This is a genomic window from Ruegeria sp. BC1 (assembly GCF_056539305.1).
The window spans coordinates 38,908-57,867 of the sequence record NZ_JBQFUT010000012.1 but is presented as its reverse complement, the minus strand read 5'-3'; the positions used below and the strand labels follow the sequence as shown (position 1 = coordinate 57,867).

Sequence of the window (18,960 nt, the reverse complement as noted above, 5' to 3'; positions counted from 1 at the left end):
CCTAATCGGCGAGGTCGGTCGATCTCACTTCCCGATATACCTTCGTACTTCGGTATCCCATGCTGGGCTCTTGCGGACAGACAGCAGGGCGCGGTTGAGAACCTCGACATATTGGCTTTCATCCCGCAGCGCGAAGGCATAGTTCTGTTCTTCGAACTCGTAGGGCAGCACTTCGAGGTTTTCGAAGCGGCCCTGTTCGCGGCCGCGCAGGATTTCGTATTTCAGGGCGGGTGCATCCATGACAACCGCATCGATGCGGTCAGTGTCCAGGCTGGTGACTACCTCGGTCAGGGTGTCATAAGTCCGCGCTGCAATGCCAGATCGTTGTAAGTATTCTGCCGACGTTGAATCCGCCAAAGTTGCAACCCGCACCTTAGCCAGATCGTCGGGCGAGCGAATTTCGGATCGGATCTGTTCCAGTGTGAATGCGCTGGCCAGAATGGCCGTGATGCTGGCAACCATGATTGTGCTGCCAACCGCCAACAAAGCGGAAAGTATCCGCGCCGTCGGCGTTTTGAACTCGTAATAGCGAATGGGACCGCGCGTCACGAACAGGAGGCCGATCACCAAAGCCTCCATCACCTTGCCGCCGCGCGATTTCATCGCGTAGAGCTTTGCGTTGATCTTGTGCTCAAGCAGGTAGAACACTCCGCCCACCAGTGCTGCTGCACCCAGCACGATGATGATTGCGGTCAGAATGCGCGGGCTCAGCAGGAACTGCCAAATAGAGCTGAGGTAGCTGGCTTTCTTGATCCCGATGGCCTTGTGCGTCTCGAAAAACGAATGAGAAAAGTCCACCCGTTCTTCACGCTCGGATGTAATCGAAAGACAAGACACGCCGACCGCTGATTGCCCTGCGGCGACACTATCGATCATGTCACCGAAGCTCATCAGCGTAACTTCATAGTCAAGCCTGAGTTCCCGAGCCACGCGATCCCACAAGAAAATGGCCAGACCATCCAGCTTATCCGCCTCTCCAATCACAAATGGAGGACAGAACGAGGCAGCTACGGGCACCGGTCCAGTACGCCCTTGTGCCCGCGACGTTTCGGGCGCAAGAAATCCGAGGATCGTCAGGATCGCGATTATGATGAGGATGGGGCTACGCTTCATATCCTTTGCATTTCAGAGATCAGAAACTTACCGATAGGAACACGGATGCGTCGGCGGCATCCAGATTGTCTTCAAACAGGCTGAGATAGCCAAAGGACGCTTCGGCAAACACTGCCTCGCCCATTCGCGCGCGCACTCCCAGGCGGGTCGTCCAGATCAGATCATCCTGATCCTGGCCCACTGAAGGTGCCACCAACCCCAGTTGGTCGTTGTCGATCCAATAGGTTGCCCCGAACGTGGCAAAGGGTGCGACCACACCATTCGACGTCAAGAATGGGCGGCTGACTTCGACCTCTGGTGTCAGAGTGCTGTATTGCGCGCTGTCCAGTTCGACAATGATGTCGCGCTGTATTCCAAGCAGTGTTCCGGACAGGTCAAAATCTTTGCCCTCATAGCGATAATAGTCAAAAGCAAGAGAGGGTCGGATCAGAAAATTTCCGGCTTCATATTCGCCAGTCGCCTGTAGATTGGCCCGCCAACGTGTCCGATCAAAATCACCGGTCAGCCCCAGAAGTGAGACATCCGAAGACAATTGCCCAACGGTTGCCAGTCCGTTCAGGGTCCAGTTCTCGGCCATCCGCCAGGCGAAATAGGGTCCAACAGCCCAGCCATTTGTATCCTGTTCGAACAAGCCGCCATAAGCGTTGGCATCCGTGTTGTCGAACTCCGCCTGTATGCCCAGAACAAGTGTCGGTGTCACAAGACGGTCGATACCCACCGCGAAATAATGATCGTTCACGTCCAAATCCCGAACGCCGCGCGTGTCGTCGACTTGCGTAAAGGTAAAGTCTGTCCAGACATTCCACGGTGTCGGCGGGGCAAAATCGCGCCCTTCGGTCAGCGGTGGGGTTACAAGTGGGTCACACAGAGCCGAGTCCAGTTTGCCATTGGGATCTGTCGTGCACGGTTTTTGTTCCGTGACTTCAGCAGAGCGGTCAAAGCGTGTGCTGCCTGCCGTTGGCAAGACACCGACAAATCCACCTCCTGGTACACTGCCGCCGGGATTACCGCCCCCTCCTCCGGGGTTGCCGCCTCCACCGCCGGGTCCACCTGGACCTCCGCCACCTCCCGGTCCGCCGGGATTTCCTCCGCCTCCACCGCCGCCCGGTGGCCGGCCCGGAAGCGACCAGTTTCTTCTTTGGTTTTGTGTATCGACAAGACAGTCCCGACCATTGGGCGCAGCACCACTTTCAAACAGCCGGTGTACGCCGCCAGATCCGTTGGAAACAAACGGCGAAAAGGACAGATGAGGGCCGCTGCGGTTTTGGCTCCAGGTGTCGACGGTTGTGTTTCCCTGCGCCGCTTCCAGCCGAAAATCGCCCCGTGCGGTTGTAGACAGCCAAACCGAGGATGTCTCACCACGCGTCCGTCCGATATAGATCAGATCGCCGGACGAGCCGCATTGTTGGGCAGCAACCTCGGATCCCAGCGCGCCGAAAATGAAAAGAGCGGCGGTTGATCCCAGAACAGGTGCCATAGTCGTGCTGGCAGCCGCTATTAGCTTGGATTTCATTCGTTTTCCTTGAAAGTCATAGTTGGTCTACTGCGAAGGTTTCGCAGCTGTTGGGGTCACCTGTCTGGTATCCGCGATGGAACCAGTTTTGCCGTTGAGCACTGGTGCCATGAGTAAAACTGTCAGGGACAACAACGCCACGCTGGGCGCGTTGCAGTGCGTCGTCACCGATTGCGGCGGCCGTGTTTAGGGCTTCTTCTATGTCGCCGGGTTCCAATACGCCAAAGCGCTTGTCAACGGCGCGGGCCCAGACGCCTGAGTAGCAGTCAGCCTGAAGCTCGACCCGAACCGACAAGGCATTTGCCTCGGCTTGGCTGGACCTGCTTTTTGCGCGGTTCACCTGTTCCAGAACGCCCAGGCTGTTCTGGACATGATGCGCGACCTCATGCGCGATGACATAGGCCTTGGCAAAATCACCACGCGCGCCCAGCCGTTGCTCCATCACCTGAAAGAACGACGTATCCAGATAGACACGCTGATCGACAGGGCAATAGAACGGGCCGGTTGCCGAAGCGGCGCTGCCGCAGGCCGATTGAGTTCTGCCTGCAAACAGGACCAGAACCGGCGGCGTGTATTGAATGCCCGAATTCGCGAAAATCTCGGACCAGATCGCTTCCGTGTCGGCAAGTATGACAGCCACAAACTCTTCGGTTTCGTCGTCAATTTGAACCGGGGCATTTGCTTGCGGAGGAGCAACCTGACCACCGCCGCCCAAAAACGGCGTGACATCGACACCAAAAAGCAGGCCGATTACGACGACCACAATCAACCCCGCGCCGCTCATACCGGCTCGAGATACCCCACGCGGCGTGTGGCGCCGGTCGTCGATGTTTTTGCTTGTACGTCGTCCTTTCCAGCGCATATGGCCTCCGGCCCATCCGGGCGTATCAAAGTTTAAATTTGTCGGTTCCCCGTCTTACGAGGTTCAAACGGGGAACCGATCCGGGCCTCCAAAAACTGGCACAGTGACTACGGTTTCTGTAGGACAATACCGGGCGTCACTTCTTCACCACTCACGATTCATCCAGTGCTTTGGAGTGCCCGAATTCCTCAACCGTCGATACCTGCGGTATCGCGCGCAGTCTCAGCTGGTGTGCATCTATTCGTGCTGACGCCAATCGTCGCTTGCTGGACCTGGCGTTTCGCAGCTTTTTCTGGTGTGCAGTCGGGGTCCACCACGTCGCAGCCGGCAATCGCAAGTATCGCGACAACCATCGCACCCCCCAGTAACTTACTCACTGTCTATTCTCCTTTTCTGTGTTGAATCAAAACCCAGCCAAACGCTCGGCCAGCCAGAAACCGGCAATGCATCCGATGGGATATCCGAGAAATTGGCGCGAGGGACCTGGCGCGAAGGACCAGCCCCAGACGATCTGCATTGTCTTTTTCAGCACCACGAACACGCCCAGCACGGCAAAGATGAACGCAAGCTGCCCCGCCTCGACCCCGAGGTTAAAGGCCAGCAAAGCCGCCGGGATGTCCTGTTCAGGCAGACCGATCTCGGCCAGCGCACCGGCAAAACCCAAGCCATGCAACAGGCCGAACCCAAACGAAATCACCCAGGGGAACCGACTCGCCAGTGTCTTTGGTTTGTCGTCAGACCGCAGAACCTCGGTTGCCAGAAAGACAATAGACAGCGCGATCACGGCCTCGACAGGAGGGCCGGGCACGTTCAGAACTCCAAAGGTGGCCAAACCCAGCGTGATCGAATGCGCGACAGTAAAGGCGGTCACGGCCCAGATCAGCTGGCGCAGGTTGCGGATCAGCACCAGCAGGGCAAAGACAAAAAGCAGGTGATCCCAGCCTTCGAGGATATGTTCGAACCCCAACACGCCGTATTGCCATAGCGTCTGAACCAACCCCTGCTGCGCGGGCAGCGTGACGGCAGGCGCATCCGGTGTCAGGCGGAATGTGGCCATGTTCTCGGTGTCCAGATACCCCACCCGCAGCAAGACGTCCGTTCGCTGCGCATCAAGCTTGTCGATCAGGATCGTGTTGCCGCGCAGGTCTTCGGTGCAGGTCATGCGCCAGACCTGTGTCCAGGCGCGACCGTCAAGGACAGGGGCATCGAAGGTGGGTGCGCTACAAACATCAGGAAGTGCAACGTCAATATCCATCGGTGCGCCCTGAACGTCCGGTTTGCGCCAAAACACATACCAATCGCTGTCGGTTTCCTGCGAAATCTCAAGATAACCGGGCTCCAACGCATGGGCGTGTACGAACGCCGGTGCCAGAAGCCCCGCCAACAGCGCAAGTAAGGGCAGAAAGTGCCTCATGATTCACTCTCTAAGATGCCTGCTACCCCAAGGTCCTGGATCGAATAAGTGGATCTCAGATTTTCTATGAAAACCTCTTTCGCGCGCTCGGCCTGCTTCTCGCGCCAATCCGCCAAAACGCGATCCCGGATCGCTCCAAAAGGCGGCAGAGTAGCGTCCCATCTGTTGTCTATCCTAACCATATGAAGCCCGAAGGACGACTGAACGGGTCCGCTCCATTCACCCAATGGCAAGGGTTGCAACTGGTCGAAGAAACCCGTTCCGAAGTTGCCATCAACTGAAGATCGGACGCTCAGATCAAACCCCGTCGGTAGCAGCGACGCCTGGCCCAACTGGCGGTGATCTTCCCCTGCAGCCAAACGCGCCCGCGTCTGGCCAACAAACGTGCCGCTGGGGTTTTGCCCCAGATAAACAAGGCTGACCGCAATCCGCGCAGTGGTCGTGAACGCCTCGGCATTGTCTGACAGATAGGTTTGCAACACCTCATCATCGGGACGGGCCGCGCCCGCTTCGGAGGTCAGAAGGAAGTTCATCTTCTGCACCAACCTGTTGCGGATGATCTCATCATTGCCATCCAGCCCAAGCGCCAAAGCCTCGCGCACAAGCACCTCGCGGTTCAGCCAGTCGGCTTTGAGTTTGTTCAGTTCTTCGTCGGTCGGAGCGCGCCGCCATGTATCCTCGAACTGGGCAGCCAGAAGATCGATTTGCCGTTGTTCGAGAACAATGACGCGCGCATCGGGCTCACCTGTCCATTCCGCGGGCTGCGCCAGCTTGAACCAGCCGAAGATTGCGATGCTGAGAATGGCAAAATGGACAAAGGGTTCCCGGATGACCCTCTGCAACACGTTCTGTTTGTTTGACACCGGATCACTTGGGCGCGGCGAATTGGTTGATTGCCAATGTTTGTTCACATCTATCTCCGATCCAATTTCATCGGCTCTTGGGGACCAGCAATTTCAGCGTGAAACTAACCGTGTCGGCAGCCACGATGGCGTCATCGTCGAAATTGTGTTCGTAGGAAAATGACCATTGCCATGGTAGCCCCCTGCTTCGGTTGAGTTTGGACACTTTCAACCCCAGCGGAACGCTGCTGAAGTCGCCAGCGTCCCAGTCGTAGACAAACACCATTTCCGACGTGCCGACCGACCAGCCGTTTCCAAGGGTGTAGTTGAACACCGGTTGCAGTGTGGACAGATTCACGTCTGGCCGATTGTCGTCACCGGCGACCGTGATGAGATTCTGGTTAAACGCCCCCCAAAGCCCCCAATTCTCTTGCTTTGCAAAACCAACAGCTGGACCCAGCGCCCATTTATCCGCGCTCAGCCCATCGCTGCCCGTGGGCAACAAGGCGACCGCGCCAACACCGAAACGCCCCCAACGCCGATCAAAAGTCATGAGGTCAAACAGGGTCGTGTCGCTCAGTCCGGCCTGCCCGGTGGGGCTGTCCGTCACGTAAGGCAGCGTAAGCCGCGCAATATGGTTTGTTTGTCCGAGAGTGAACGGGATCGCAGCACGAAACTGAAGCAGGCTGCTGTCTTCGGAAGAGTTGTGCAGGTCAAACGAATGAAAGCCTTGCAGCTGAAAAGACATGATCGACGCTGTCGGATCGTTGGCCGCCGATTGAAGCGACTCCGATTTTTCCTGTGCCAGGACAACACAAGGGACCAGAACTCCTGCAATAACCCATGACAGTGTCAGCTTCATGTTGAAAGTCCCGCAGGTCAGAACGCCAATGAAATCACGGCCGTCAGGACATTGCTTTCGAACCGCCGCTTTGCCGCAAACTCATGTGTGTATTTAAGCTTGAGGGAAGCATCGGCGCCCAACAGCGTTCCGCCCTCGTAAGTCACGAGAGGCCCAATCCCGCTGACCTGAGCCCGCAGGCTGCTGGCCCCCAGGGCGATCCGGGTAAGCTCAGCACCTGCGCCACTGTCATCCTCAAGCTGATGGTAGGTATAGCCAGCGAGGCCAACACCCCAGCCCGAGCGGAAGCGCTGCACCACCGCGCCTTCTAATTGAAACGCAGGGGCCGTCTGGTAGTCGGTCGCATCGTTTTCTTCGCTGAACAAAAGGCTGGCCGCTCCTGAAACCTCAAAACCACGTTCCGGAACGAACCACGTCGCGGCAAAGAAGGGCTGGAACGACCAGACATTCTTGCCTGCATTCAATACTTGAACTGTGCGCTCCTGCAGATTGATGGATGCCGTATTATACTCTCCAGTCGGGGCATAAACGGTCAGCCCCGTACTATAGTGCAGATTGCCCCGATGCCAACCCACCAGTCCGGTCAGGCTGATGTCACCAAAACTGGACAACGTATCGTCAATGCTGGCTCCTTGCAACGGAGGCCGTATTGCCGTGAACGTGAGTTCAGCAACAGGAAAAGGAACAGTGAGGTTTATGGCGGGTGTTCCGCCAAAGAGCTGCGCGTCGAACACCTGAGTAACACCCAGTCGCCAGAGATTAAGTTCGAGGTCTGCGTCAGCCGCAATCGGAAGACCCGCAAGCGAAACGCCGTCCACGCTGCCATCAAGATGGTCGAATGTAAGGCTTGTGTAAGTTCCCGGCTCGGGCACGAAACCGGCAAACGTATCTCTGGTTCCCAGAAAATAGGCGCCCAACCCTCCTTCAACCGCAATCGCTGGTTTTACCGGCAGAACTGTAAGGGTAGCAATGATGGCCGCGCCCATCATCGGACGCTTGTCACGCAAAAACATCTTCATTTGTCACCTCGTTTAAATCACTTCACGCGTTTGCCGCGCTTTTTTCGGGTTTTAGGATCAGGGCGTGTACCAAATGGGTGAGGTATAGGCCCGGTCCTGAATGGCCTCAGGCGCGCCTTCCGGCAGTTCGACACCAAAGAACTTGTGGTCATAGGTCGTCCAGCGCGGGGTTGGGATTTCCAGAACACGCGTGTAGTAAAAAGCACTTTGATCTGGGTCGAATTCCGGGTCTTCCCAATAGGCTCCAAGGATCGGTTGGCCTATATCGTTGGTGTAAGTGGCTTCATCGGAATCAACAGAATTCCCGACCGGAGCAGCGCATTGACCGTCGATGACCTTTCGATCACCGCATGCAATGTCAAAGACCTTTTCACTGGTCGTTCCATCCGCATTCAGCCAGCCCTTGATGATCTGAATCCGATCCAGATTGGCCCCGTCCGGATCACGCAACGCCCGCACCAAAAAGCGCGGCGCACGACCTTCACTCGTTCCCAGATCACCCCCCATAGGTACGCCATTGGCGTAACCGTGAGCCGCGAAATCTGACCGAGGGAGGTCAGAGGCATCAAAGTCGTACCCTGCGAAGACACGGACGCGCAGGCGCGTACCTGTTGTTGCATAGACCTCCTTGCGCATCATCGCGTCAAAAAGGGCTTCGCGCGTGTTTTCGCGCGCCCAGATGGCAGCCAAACCGGAGGCGCTGGTCTGCCACGCATATTGCGCAACACTTTCGTCACCTCCTATGCCCCCCACCACTTCTTCAAACCGGATCGGGTCTACTGTCGGTTCGAGGGCGACAACCTTACCGAACATGTTGTTTTCTTTAGAAGTTGAGAGTGAAGTATGTGTGTCGGTCGAGCCGATCATCCCAAACCGGAACGGGTTCACACCAAATTCAGTCTGGTAGGCCAAACCTCGCTTGAGCGCTTCGCGCGCATATTCGTTTGGGATCATCTCGGGCGTCTTGGGATTGGGACCAAGCTGGCCCTTGTCCCATGTCTCAAAATCCGCAAACGGGTCATCAGGTGACAGCATGGGATGGGCTTCACCATCCCCTTTCATTTGAGTCACTTCATATAGCGGCTCCCAACGGGCGCGGCGTGCCGCATATTCGGCATCAAGCGCCTCGTCGCTGTCAAGCTTGACAGTGTCAAACATCAGCCCGTTAGAAAGGTTTCCATTGTGTGGAATGGCCAGAAGGCGGTCGCCTGTATCGGCCTCGTATTGCGCCATCCAGTCCCATAGATCTTCTGGATCCACGCTGTCGTAGGCAGAATAGGGTAGTCGCATATCGGCATTCTCTTTTCCGCCGCGATAGATCACATTGCGATGCAGGTTCGAGCGATCAAAGGTCGAGGTCCATTCAAACCCGATAAATGCAGTGAAGGCACCGGGCTGGTTGTGGCTTTCGGCAGCCGCGGTAATCTCTTGCCAGACGCTGTCATAGACGCCGGGTACATCAGCGAGTGGGTCTTCCCCAGACGCCTTTGTCACAGAAAAAATCTCCCACGCGCCGGGTAAATCCCCCGCATCAATGGCAGCCTGAAGCGACTGCCCGTATTCTGTTTCGAGAAGCCGGGTGTCACGCGCCGCAAGCAATGGCGCCGTCCCAAGATTCTCGGCGTGATCGGCAACAACGAGAAAATCGAGCGGACGCGACAAACGGGCTGGAAGCCCGGTTGATGACGTGACCGTTTCGCCTTTGGCAAAGCGATAGGCCGCGTCCGGCCCTAATGTGTTGCCGATCAGACCGGCATCAGCGGAATAGGTCGTATGCACATGGGTGTCGCCAAAGAAAACCTGGTTGGGGAAATCCTGGCTTGGATAGGGCGAGTATTCGCCGGCAGGAGCAACCGGCGGCGTGTCCTGAGCGTGAAGCGCCCCTGCCAGAGCAAGCGTGGATACAGAAAGCGCAGCGAGCTTTTTCATCGCAACGTACTCCTCAATTTGCGGGCGTGTACCAAATGGGCGATGTGTAGGCGCGTTCTTGGATTGATGTTGGGACATCCTCCGGAATTTCTACTCCAAAGAATTTTGCGTCATACGTCGTCCAACGAGGTGTCGGAATTGCCAATACTCTGACATAGTAGAAAGCAGCCTGCGTCGGGTCGAACTCGGGATCTTGCCAGAAGCCACCAAGGATCGCCTGACCAATCTCATTGGTGTAGCTGGCATTCGCTACATCTACGGTGTTGCCGACCGGAGCCGAGCACTTCGCTGAAACAAGAGCACGTCCGCCGCAAGCAATATCGTAGATGCGCTCCGACGTTGTGCCATCGGCGTTGTTCCATCCCTTTACGATCTGCACACGGTCTAAGTTGGCACCATCCGGATCCCGCAAAGCACGAACAAGGAAACGCGGCGCACGGTCTTCACTCTTTCCCAAATCACCCCCCATAGGTACGCCATTGGCGTAGCCATGCGCCGCGAAGTCCGACCGAGGGAGATCGGATTCATCAAAATCGTAACCCGCGAAGACACGAACCCGGATACGTGTCCCTGTGGTCGCAAAGACCTCTTTTCGCATCATCGCGTTAAAGATGGCTTCGCGCGTATTCTCACGTGCCCAAACCGCAGCAAGCCCGCCAGCACTAGTGTTTCGCGTAAAGTTCTTTTGCGCGTCGTCCTCTGCAAGGCGCGCTGTTGCAGCCTCATCAAATCTGATCGGGTCGGCAGTTGGTTCCACCGCTGGAAATTTACCGAAGTAGTTATTCTCCTCGACAGTGCTAAGCGACGTGTGGCTGTCAGTCGACCCGATCACACCAAACTTAAATGGGTTCGCCCCCAACCTATCCCCTATTGAAAGACCACGCATCAAAGCGGTTCGGGCATACTCATTGGGCAGCATTTCGGGCGTTTTGGGCTCGACTCCAAAGCTACCACCGTCCCAGGTCTCGAAGTCGGCAAACTCATCATCGGGAGACAGGAACGGGTGTGCTTCACCATCGCCCTTCATTTGAGTGATCTCGTACAAAGGCTCCCAGCGCATGCGCCGCTCAGCGTAAGAGGCGTCAATCGGTTCACCACTTAGCAGACCGGTTTCCGAGAACATAAGCCCGTTCGACAGATTACCATTGTGCGGGATGGCCAGGAGTTGCCCTCCGGTCAGCTCCTCGTAAGAAGCCATCCAGTCCCAAAGGTCCTCAGGGTCCGGGGCCTCGTAAACTGAAACCGGAATAATCTGATCTGCTTTCTCCTTGTCATCCTTGAAGACCACGACGCGGTGCAGATTGTTGCCGGAGGGGTCAAGGGTATATTCAAAACCAATGAAGGCGGTGAATGCACCAGGAATATTGTGCCTGTCTGCGGCGTCTGTGACGCGTTGCCACATCGTAATCGACATGTCCTGGTTATCGGCTAGCTCGTTCACGCCGGTCTGCCGCATCGTAGCCCAGAAATTCTGAGCGTCCCGTCTAGCTTCAAACGTCCCGGGTTTGGCTATCTCATAGATCTGACGCCCCCATTCGGTCGCCAGCAGATCCTCGTTGGCTTCTTCAATCGCTACGGGTAGTCCCAAGTTTTCTGCATGATCAGCAACAACAAGAAAATCAAGGGGGCGGCTTAGTTTCGCATTCTGCCCGGTTGTGGAAACGACTGTCTCCCCTTTCGCAAAACGATAAGCCTCATCCGGGCCCAGCAAATTGCCGTTCAAACCCGAATCCGCTGAAAACGACGTGTGAAGATGTGTATCGCCAAAGAAAACCTGATTGGGGAAATCCTGACTCGGATAGGGCGAATAGTCGCCTGCAGGAGCAACAGCCGGCGTGTCCTGGGCGTGGATCGCCCCCGCGAATGCGAGCAGTGAAACGGAAATAGCGAGTTCCCTGATCATTAAAGTGCACTCCTCAATTTGTGGGCGTGTACCAAATGGGCGATGTGTAGGCGCGATCCTGTGTGGTCATCACAACGCTGTCCGCCATTTGAACATTGAACTTTACAGCGTCATAAGCCGTCCACCGTGGAGTGGGGATTTCGATGACCCGGGCATAATAGAATGCGGGTTCTGCCGGATCGAAATCCGGATCGGTCCAGACGGCACCAAGCTCGGGCGCACCGATGGTGTTTGTCCAGGACGGCACCGACAGGTCGACGGTATTGCCAACCGGCGGCAGTTTTCCGTTCTCATCCGGAGACCGGTCACCCCCCCACGCGACATCATAGACCTTTTCCATGGCCTCGCCGGACTCGGCATCGATCCAACCCTTGATGATCTGCACGCGGTCAAGATTTGCACCCGACGGATCACGCAGAGAATAGACGAGGAAGTCAGGCGCTTCGCCGTCTGCAGGCGTCGCAAGATCACCACCCATGGGGACCCCGCCATAGTAACCGACCTGAGCCAGATCACGACGGTTCATCGCGTCGGCTTCATAATCGCCACCAAAGAACCTTACGGATAGGCGCGATCCGGTCGTCGCGTAGGTTTCGCGCCGTTCCATGGCATCAAAGATCGCACCACGAGTATTTTCCGTAGCCCAGACAGCGGTCAAACCCGCGGCTGAATAGATGGACGAGTCATACGCAACATCACCGTTCGGATATGTCCTTCCGACATGCGCCGCCCGTTCACCGTTGGGTTCATAAGCAGTAAATTTGCCATAAAAGTTGTTTTCCTGCGCCGTGGTCAGGCCGGTATGCGTATCAGTAGCGCCGTCGGCACCAAACTTGTAGGGGTTGGACCCAAGTACAGCGCCCAGTTCCAGCCCACGCAACAAACCAGACCTTGCATATTCACCCGGCAGCATCTCGGGCGTTTTTCGAACTGTCGCGTCGAGATTGCCGTAATCCCAAGTCTCGAAGTTGGCAAACTCATCCTCGGGCGATAGCATGGGATGCGCTTCGCCATCCCCTTTGAATTGGGTCCATTCGTAAAGCCGTTCCCACTTTTGGCGTGCTTCGGCATATGCCGGATCGAGCGGCGCGCCATCGGCAAAATCATCAACGAGCGGGAACATCATGCCGCTTGAAAGGTTGCCGTTATGCGGAATTGCGGTAACGTCGCCACCCGTGACCGTTTCGTAGTTCTCGAGCCAAGCCCAGAGGTCACGCGGATTGCTCGACCCCATAGGTGGTGTTGTGGTGTAGGGCACGACCTGACCTGCGCGTTCGGGCCCATCTCGAAAAATGACGTTGCGGTGCAGATTGTTGCCCGAGACCAATGAGGTCCATTCAAAGGCGATGAAAGTGGTGAATACCCCGGGGTCGTTGAACTCTTCCGCCGCGGCGATGATATCATCCCAGACCCGCTTGTAGGCCGGATTGCCGGGCTGGTAGTTGAGTTCGGACGAAATTGTGCCTTGTGCAAACTGTTTTGTGAGTTCCTGAGCTGCCATACGGGCCGCTTGCCCACCTTCTGCAAAGGCTTCGTGAAATTGTCGCCCTTGTTCATCGGCCATGATGTTGGGCGCACCGGACAAAATGTCGGTAATGGCGCCCATCCCATCGGAATGATCTGTGATCATATAGAAATCCAGGGGACGGGAGAGTTTGACAGGTTGACCAGTGTTAGAAATCACCTGCTCACCACGAGCCAATCGATAGCTGTCGCGTGGCAAAAGTGTTGTTCCACCGCCTCCCGCATCAGCCGACAACGCGGTGTGGACATGCGTGTCGCCGAACAATGGCCGCGTCGGAAACGCGCGGTCGGCATAGGGGGAATAAGGGCGCCCCTTCAAAACACTATCGGACGCTTCGGGCGGAGCTTCTTGTGCAAAAACGCCCGTCGCAAAAAGTGTCGCAGCGAGAGAAGGAATGATTTTTTGCATCAGGTGTTCCTTACTGTGTGGGCAAATTGTTATGGATGATGGATCGGCGCGCTTTCGATTCCGGGCCTGTCAGAACGCCCCAATCAACTCGGTACGGTCCCCCGCAGCCTGCCAATCCGGAACCATGAGTGGTGGCAGATGTTCGCGGACCTAAGCCGGACTGGGGGCATTGAATGCCCCGGTGAAGCTGCCAATACATAGGAGGCCGCCTGAACCAGCCGAGAGAGAAAAACCGTTCCAATGAAGACATCAGTCACCCTAAAGAATCGCAAACCTATGTCTGAAATGTCAGATTCGCCCCTTGACTGTAGCCATTCGAATAAATCTATTTGTCCGAATTCGGACAGAAGGCGGAATTGAATGCACATATCAAGCGCAAATGCGAAAAAATATCTTTCACATCATGGCTGGGCTTCAACCCTATCGGGTGAATTGCTGGACGCGTTCCTGGGCATCACTCACCATGTAACGCTTGATGCCGGGCAGCCGCTTTATTCCATCGACGACCCTGCCAGTGACCTCTTTGGGTTGGCCTCGGGTGCGATTGCTATCGAGTCAGCAGGAACTGAAAACGTGATCGAAAAGAGCTTTCTGATGCACCCTGGGGTGTGGATTGGAGCAGCACGGCTGGCTGGAACAAAAAGACGTAAAATCGGCGCGTATACTACGCGCCCTTCGACCATTTTGGTTGTCAAAAGCAACGAGTTCGTGAGTTTTGCTGAGATTTACCCGGATATTTGGCGTCGACTGTTGTTGAACCAGATCCAAAACCAAGAGCGGGCGATTGGTTTTGCCCATGATCTCATGCGCCGCGGAAGCCATGAACGCCTTGTTGCCGTCCTGGCCAGAATGGCCGGGCTGTATGAACCCAACCCTCCTGTTCCAGCGATCGTCGATGCCACGCACCGAGAGATCGCTACCTTGACCAACCTATCGCGCGGTGTTGTTTCTTCTCGCCTTGCGGAACTGGAGCGCAAAAAACTGATAAGCCTCGGACGCGCCAGCATAACCATAACGGATCCCAAGGGACTGTTGGCATTGCTGTGAACTGTGTTCACGAGGTGTGAGCGATCCGCGTAAACGCGTGTAGAGGTTTAGCCGAGAATGGATGGTTCTTTTTGGCTGTGCGGCTCAAATATTGGGTTGCCGACAAGACAAGCTCAACGCCGCAACACAAAACACAAGCGCCAACGCGCCCCAAAGTGGCGCGTCTGTACCAAAACTGTAAAGTGCAGTGCCGAGAACCGGCCCGGCAGCAATTCCCATTCCGCGAAAAGCCGTATTGATGCCCGCCACTCGACCCTGATCCGTTGTACCGGCCGATAAGCTGAGCGCACCCATAGCGCCAGGAGCGACTGCCCCCAGAGAAGCACCAACGGCGATCATGCCAATCGCCAGAACCAACACATCATCCGCCAGAATCATGATCCCTATTCCGGCCAAAGCGCCAATACTGCCTGACCGCAGCAACCGACGCGCATCCCATCCCTTTCGTGTTGCCACAAACACTTGTGATATCGTCAACGACAGAGTTGCGCCTGCAAGAATAAAGCCTGTTGATTTCATTGCCTCGGTACTGTTTACTTGCAGGTCATCCATTAGTTTAAGCCCGATGATCGGAACCACCATGGTGTAGCCAGCAAAGCCTGCCATCGTGATCGCAAAGAATTTCCAGAACCGAGACAATCGAATGGGTTTTTTCGTCCTTGGCCGGATATGTAATTGCGAGGTCGGAAGAAATTTCAAAGACAGAAAAAACGCAAACAAGCCTGCTAGAAGAAGCGCAACAAAGCCGACTGCAATGCCCCGCTCGGCGGTCAACCAGAGCAGCATTGACCCTGAAAGTGCGCCCAAACTGACGGAAGCCCCCATAAGACCCATGCCTGAGACGCGCGTCTTGCTGTCTGTAGTATCGGCAATGAGCGCCTGCGTCGACGGAATGAGCGCCCCACCGAACACGCCCTTTACGGTGCGGGCAACTGCAAGCGTATAGACCGTTGCGCTGCTGGCCAGAACCAACATGTTTGAGAACACCAGCGCCATTATCAACGGGCTGAGCAAAACAAACGGAATAGCGGTCAAAACCAGGGAACGGCGGCCCACGCGCTCTGACAAAACGCCCCATAGGGGCGCTGTGGGTACAACAGCCAACGCGCCGAGACTTAGGATTATGCCGACTTGTAATTCGGTGATGCCATAGTCCCGGCTCACCGGACCAAGGCCACCGGAAAGCAGTGCGTTTGACGCAGCATAGACGTAGACACCAGATACAATTGCAAGGCGCTTAATCAGGATCAATACGTTACTTTCAGTTGCCAATATGAAATAATTAAGATGTTCTCGAGCATTAGGGCCGATTGAAGCAAGATCAAGTTCTTATGTTTGTTGAGAGGGTTCCGTTGCAATCCTTCGACCATTGACGATTTCGGAATTAGCGAGTGAATGTCTGTCGGTCGTATCAAGTCGAAAGCCAGCTCATGATTTCTTTCAAAGGTGCACAGGCACCGGAGTATGTGATCCTATTCGCAGTGTTCTTCTATGTTCGATACGGCGTTTCCTATCGCTATCTGGAAGAGATCATGGCGAAGCGAGCCAGCAAGATCTCTCCAATTTAGCCAACATCACATGTTCAGAAGCGCCCCAACGCCTCCAGGGCATGTAGGAAGAAGGCCTGATCGAATTGAACTACGGACGTATCAGAACTCTCGACCCGATCGCATTGGATAGTAACGTCGCGGAATAGAATTTTGGTTTTGTTACCAGGTTCTTTGAAGTATGAATCCAGGTTGAAAATTGCAGTGGTCAGCTGCTCTGATGCAGGTTTTTTTGCATTTAGCCGCCTCGACGGGCTCTGAAGGTATTTTCCATGGGTCGGCCCAAACCGATGTCGTCCACGCCACCCAACTGGAAATCCCCGAACTGGCGAATATCTCATTGCCGATAGCCTCGATTCAATTTGGCACCTTGACAGGCCAAGGACTTATCCGGTCGGAATACGGACGTATCGTTTTGATCGATCCAGAAGGCTTGGGGGGATTCGATAAATGCTTAAGTGGCAGCAAAATCTCAGGTCATCGCGCAGCCCTGATCGCAATCGAAGTGCGGTAAGTTTTTTGCTTTTTGTCGTCATCGTATTCGGTTTCGTTTCCACGCCAAGAATGGTAAACGCTTGCCCGGTGTGCACGACATTGCCAGAGACAACGCTCGCAGATCACCTACTTGCAGCCGAGATCGTCGTTCTGTCCGGGCCTGCTCCGGATAATCCCTTCAAATTCACTCCCGTAAGGGTCATAAAAGGCACTTCCGAAGGGCTTGAGCGGATGCCCGAAATCCCCTTCCTGATCGATAGCCGTACGCGTGCTGCATTCCGGGCCGACCCTGACAAGTTAATTTTGCTGACTTTTGGCACCACAACCAAAGATGCGGCCGGGCGTGGGCTGTCGCGCAAATGGACCAGAATTTTTTCTCTGACCCCCGACAGAGAGCAATTTCTCGAAGCTCTATGGATCGTGGGTGAGCATTGGCGACCGGGCAAAGGGAACTACGCCGAACGGGTTGAGTTTTTTGCACAGTTTCTTTCGGACAAAGACTTGGTGCTACGCGATACCGCACTGATCGAAATAGATCGTGCCCCCTACAGCAGCATCCAGATTTTGCGCAACAAGGTTCCTGTAGACATGTTGCTGCAAGAATTCGGCACCATTAACTGGCTAAGCTTTGTTCCGGTTTCGATCCGACTGATGGGGCTGCAAATTGACGATGACAGGGCGAGAAAAGCGGTTCAATCCCGGTATTCACAAGCGATGCATTCAAACTCGGCTTACGTGTACGAATGGGCTCTGTCAGGGATCGCCATGGACGGCTTGTCGGCCATTGAAGTCGTCAGCGATGCATTGAAGACGGAGACCTTGAAGCCGAACAGCAAGCGATCGCTTGTGCGTGCATTGGCCGATTGTGGCACGGTATCTCCTGCATTCAGAAACCGGATTACTGGGGTCTTCGCCGAGGTATTAAAGGACGATAGTGCATTGGCAATGGAAATTGCGATTGCGATGCGGGACTGGAACGAAACTCAGCTGGATGAACAGCTGTTGGCCTTGTTGGACAGTGAAAACCTTGACCCGGTCACGCAATTTATCATTCAAACCAAACTTGCGCCCAAAGACTGAAGTCAAAGAAGTTTGACGCAAATATCGTTTTTGATGACGTTCGTTGCGTGCGCGAGATCGACATCGCCCGGAACCATGAACGTTTTGATCAGCCGATACCTGACCTCGGCAATACCCCCAAACGCGTGGCCGTTTGCAACGTCACAGGCAAGGGCAAAATCATTGTATTAGTGAAGACAATCGAAAACCGCGGCACCCGACAGACAGATAAGGCCTGGAAGGTTCGACAAAGTGCCGTTTCAGGGCAAGGCTACGGCTTCGAGGAATACGACCGTCATACCATCGGCGGTAAGCAGCTCCATCGTCGGACCGGTCACGACCGCCTCGCTCACCGCAGCCATACCTTTGGTCCAGGCACGCTCGATTTTATCAAATGGCGGTGGGCAAGCCGTCAACGTCATGGGACCAGCAGTCAAAGACAGCGCGGAGCCTTCAAGTGCGTAACTTCCATTGATGATGTTACAGCCGACAGTCGACGTAAAAGCCCCCTCACTGGAGCGCAAAATAAAATGGGGTTCTCGCTCGGCCTCGGTATTCTCGAGCACGCGGCTTGCAATCGATAGGATACGCCAATAGGTGTTTTCAACATCCGCGTCCGCCATTGCGCGCTCACAGGTCAGTCCTGGTACGAACCCGGCAAGCCGCTCTATCACAAGCATATCGCGCTTGCCACCTTCCATGCCTTGGCGTTTCGCTATCTCGCCTTCGAGTACTACAACGACCGGCGTCATCGGCTCGGCCTGTGCATCCAGGTATCCGCGTTCGGCATCAAGGTAAGCGCCCTCGATCGCGACCGGGTAAGTGTCCTTTGTCCCGCATTCTGTAAACGTCGCGGCGTCTGCAGAATAGACGAACTCTCCGATCATTCGGCGGGGCCGTTCAACCGGGATTTGTACTTGAACCATGTTGATCTCCACATCCATGCCAGCGCCGTCCGTTAACACCGGTGTATGCGTGTCAGTGGTGAACAGTAACCGCTCGCCTAACCGCAGGCTCGCTCGGACTGTGTAACGCCGTGTATCCTGAATGACATCGGGGTTGTAGGGGATCGCGAATTCGTAGGGCGGGTTGCCCGCTTCGTTCACCGTCACTGTGCTGAGGATTTGCGCCGGGACATCCATCAATGATACATCCTCAAGCCGAACCTCGAAGGTCACTCCGGGCGGCATGGCGATCCGTTCCCGGAATGTGGCCGTTCCAGTAATTGTTTCCATCGCATTCGCTCCAAACCCGGCGAAGCAAAGAATCGTCGCCAGGAAAGACTCAAAAACTCGCATCGCCGTAATCCTCTCGATTATGTCTCGACGTCAACCTATGGCAGAAGGAAGCTAAAGGTCCATGACGAATGATCTTCTGAACCATGACCCGATCGCACGTTCAGCTACGTTCTTGAACCAATAC

General features: G+C 55.4%; 16 protein-coding genes and 1 pseudogene. 4 read left to right on the top strand and 13 right to left on the bottom strand.

The features are described 5' to 3' along the window. Positions 1 to 24 precede the first annotated feature (24 nt). The 11 genes from ACR0IY_RS20305 to ACR0IY_RS20255 all read right to left on the bottom strand — a co-directional run bounded on the left by ACR0IY_RS20305 (position 25) and on the right by ACR0IY_RS20255 (position 13,390). Positions 25 to 1,113, bottom strand: coding sequence for a transporter substrate-binding domain-containing protein (locus ACR0IY_RS20305; protein ID WP_480676580.1), 1,089 nt, complete (start codon positions 1,111 to 1,113; stop codon positions 25 to 27). 19 nt (positions 1,114 to 1,132) lie between these two features. Continuing rightward, positions 1,133 to 2,626 (bottom strand): autotransporter outer membrane beta-barrel domain-containing protein, encoded by a 1,494-nt coding sequence (locus ACR0IY_RS20300; protein WP_480581785.1) that lies wholly within the window; start codon positions 2,624 to 2,626, stop codon positions 1,133 to 1,135. A gap of 16 nt (positions 2,627 to 2,642) precedes the next feature. Beyond that, a complete protein-coding gene (gene ypfJ / locus ACR0IY_RS20295; RefSeq protein ID WP_171212900.1) occupies positions 2,643 to 3,488 on the bottom strand; it encodes a KPN_02809 family neutral zinc metallopeptidase in 846 nt (281 codons plus the stop codon). 188 nt (positions 3,489 to 3,676) lie between these two features. Then, the gene (locus tag ACR0IY_RS20290; RefSeq protein ID WP_170825395.1) at positions 3,677 to 3,865 is read right to left on the bottom strand and encodes a hypothetical protein; all 189 of its coding nucleotides are present in this window, start codon (positions 3,863 to 3,865) and stop codon (positions 3,677 to 3,679) included. Between the two features lie 26 nt (positions 3,866 to 3,891). After that, complete coding sequence (locus ACR0IY_RS20285; RefSeq protein ID WP_480676577.1) at positions 3,892 to 4,902, bottom strand: HupE/UreJ family protein; 1,011 nt, start codon at positions 4,900 to 4,902, stop codon at positions 3,892 to 3,894. Next, positions 4,899 to 5,813, bottom strand: coding sequence for a peptidyl-prolyl cis-trans isomerase (locus ACR0IY_RS20280; RefSeq protein WP_480676575.1), 915 nt, complete (start codon positions 5,811 to 5,813; stop codon positions 4,899 to 4,901). The genes ACR0IY_RS20285 and ACR0IY_RS20280 overlap by 4 nt, the downstream gene beginning before the upstream one ends. A 19-nt stretch (positions 5,814 to 5,832) precedes the next feature. Next, entirely contained in the window at positions 5,833 to 6,606 is a 774-nt protein-coding gene (locus ACR0IY_RS20275) for a hypothetical protein (protein ID WP_170825398.1), read from the bottom strand. A 17-nt stretch (positions 6,607 to 6,623) separates the two neighbouring features. Continuing rightward, positions 6,624 to 7,625, bottom strand: coding sequence for a SphA family protein (locus ACR0IY_RS20270; RefSeq protein WP_170744547.1), 1,002 nt, complete (start codon positions 7,623 to 7,625; stop codon positions 6,624 to 6,626). Between the two features lie 57 nt (positions 7,626 to 7,682). After that, positions 7,683 to 9,554 (bottom strand): DUF3604 domain-containing protein, encoded by a 1,872-nt coding sequence (locus tag ACR0IY_RS20265; RefSeq protein WP_170744548.1) that lies wholly within the window; start codon positions 9,552 to 9,554, stop codon positions 7,683 to 7,685. 13 nt (positions 9,555 to 9,567) lie between these two features. Further along, positions 9,568 to 11,457: a DUF3604 domain-containing protein gene (locus ACR0IY_RS20260; protein ID WP_170825399.1), complete on the bottom strand. Its 1,890-nt coding sequence runs from the start codon at positions 11,455 to 11,457 to the stop codon at positions 9,568 to 9,570. A gap of 13 nt (positions 11,458 to 11,470) precedes the next feature. Further along, positions 11,471 to 13,390, bottom strand: coding sequence for a DUF3604 domain-containing protein (locus ACR0IY_RS20255; protein ID WP_170744550.1), 1,920 nt, complete (start codon positions 13,388 to 13,390; stop codon positions 11,471 to 11,473). Positions 13,391 to 13,750: 360 nt separating this feature from the next. Here ACR0IY_RS20255 and ACR0IY_RS20250 point away from each other — a divergent pair, with 360 nt between their 5' ends. Beyond that, complete coding sequence (locus ACR0IY_RS20250; RefSeq protein WP_170744551.1) at positions 13,751 to 14,437, top strand: Crp/Fnr family transcriptional regulator; 687 nt, start codon at positions 13,751 to 13,753, stop codon at positions 14,435 to 14,437. A gap of 84 nt (positions 14,438 to 14,521) precedes the next feature. Here ACR0IY_RS20250 and ACR0IY_RS20245 read toward each other — a convergent pair whose 3' ends face one another. Beyond that, the gene (locus ACR0IY_RS20245) at positions 14,522 to 15,688 is read right to left on the bottom strand and encodes an MFS transporter (protein WP_480676571.1); all 1,167 of its coding nucleotides are present in this window, start codon (positions 15,686 to 15,688) and stop codon (positions 14,522 to 14,524) included. A 179-nt stretch (positions 15,689 to 15,867) separates the two neighbouring features. Between ACR0IY_RS20245 and ACR0IY_RS20240 the strand changes: the two are divergent. The 3 genes and pseudogenes from ACR0IY_RS20240 to ACR0IY_RS20230 form a co-directional block, all read left to right on the top strand. After that, positions 15,868 to 15,981, top strand: a pseudogene (locus ACR0IY_RS20240) (IS6 family transposase); the annotation flags it as partial. A gap of 223 nt (positions 15,982 to 16,204) precedes the next feature. Then, positions 16,205 to 16,498, top strand: a complete 294-nt coding sequence (locus ACR0IY_RS20235) for a hypothetical protein (RefSeq protein ID WP_480676569.1) — start codon at positions 16,205 to 16,207, stop codon at positions 16,496 to 16,498. An 80-nt stretch (positions 16,499 to 16,578) separates the two neighbouring features. Further along, positions 16,579 to 17,559: a hypothetical protein gene (locus tag ACR0IY_RS20230; protein WP_480676567.1), complete on the top strand. Its 981-nt coding sequence runs from the start codon at positions 16,579 to 16,581 to the stop codon at positions 17,557 to 17,559. Between the two features lie 239 nt (positions 17,560 to 17,798). On the opposite strand, the gene ACR0IY_RS20225 is transcribed toward ACR0IY_RS20230, so the two are convergent. Beyond that, entirely contained in the window at positions 17,799 to 18,773 is a 975-nt protein-coding gene (locus ACR0IY_RS20225) for a YbaY family lipoprotein (RefSeq protein ID WP_480581802.1), read from the bottom strand. Positions 18,774 to 18,960 lie beyond the last annotated feature (187 nt).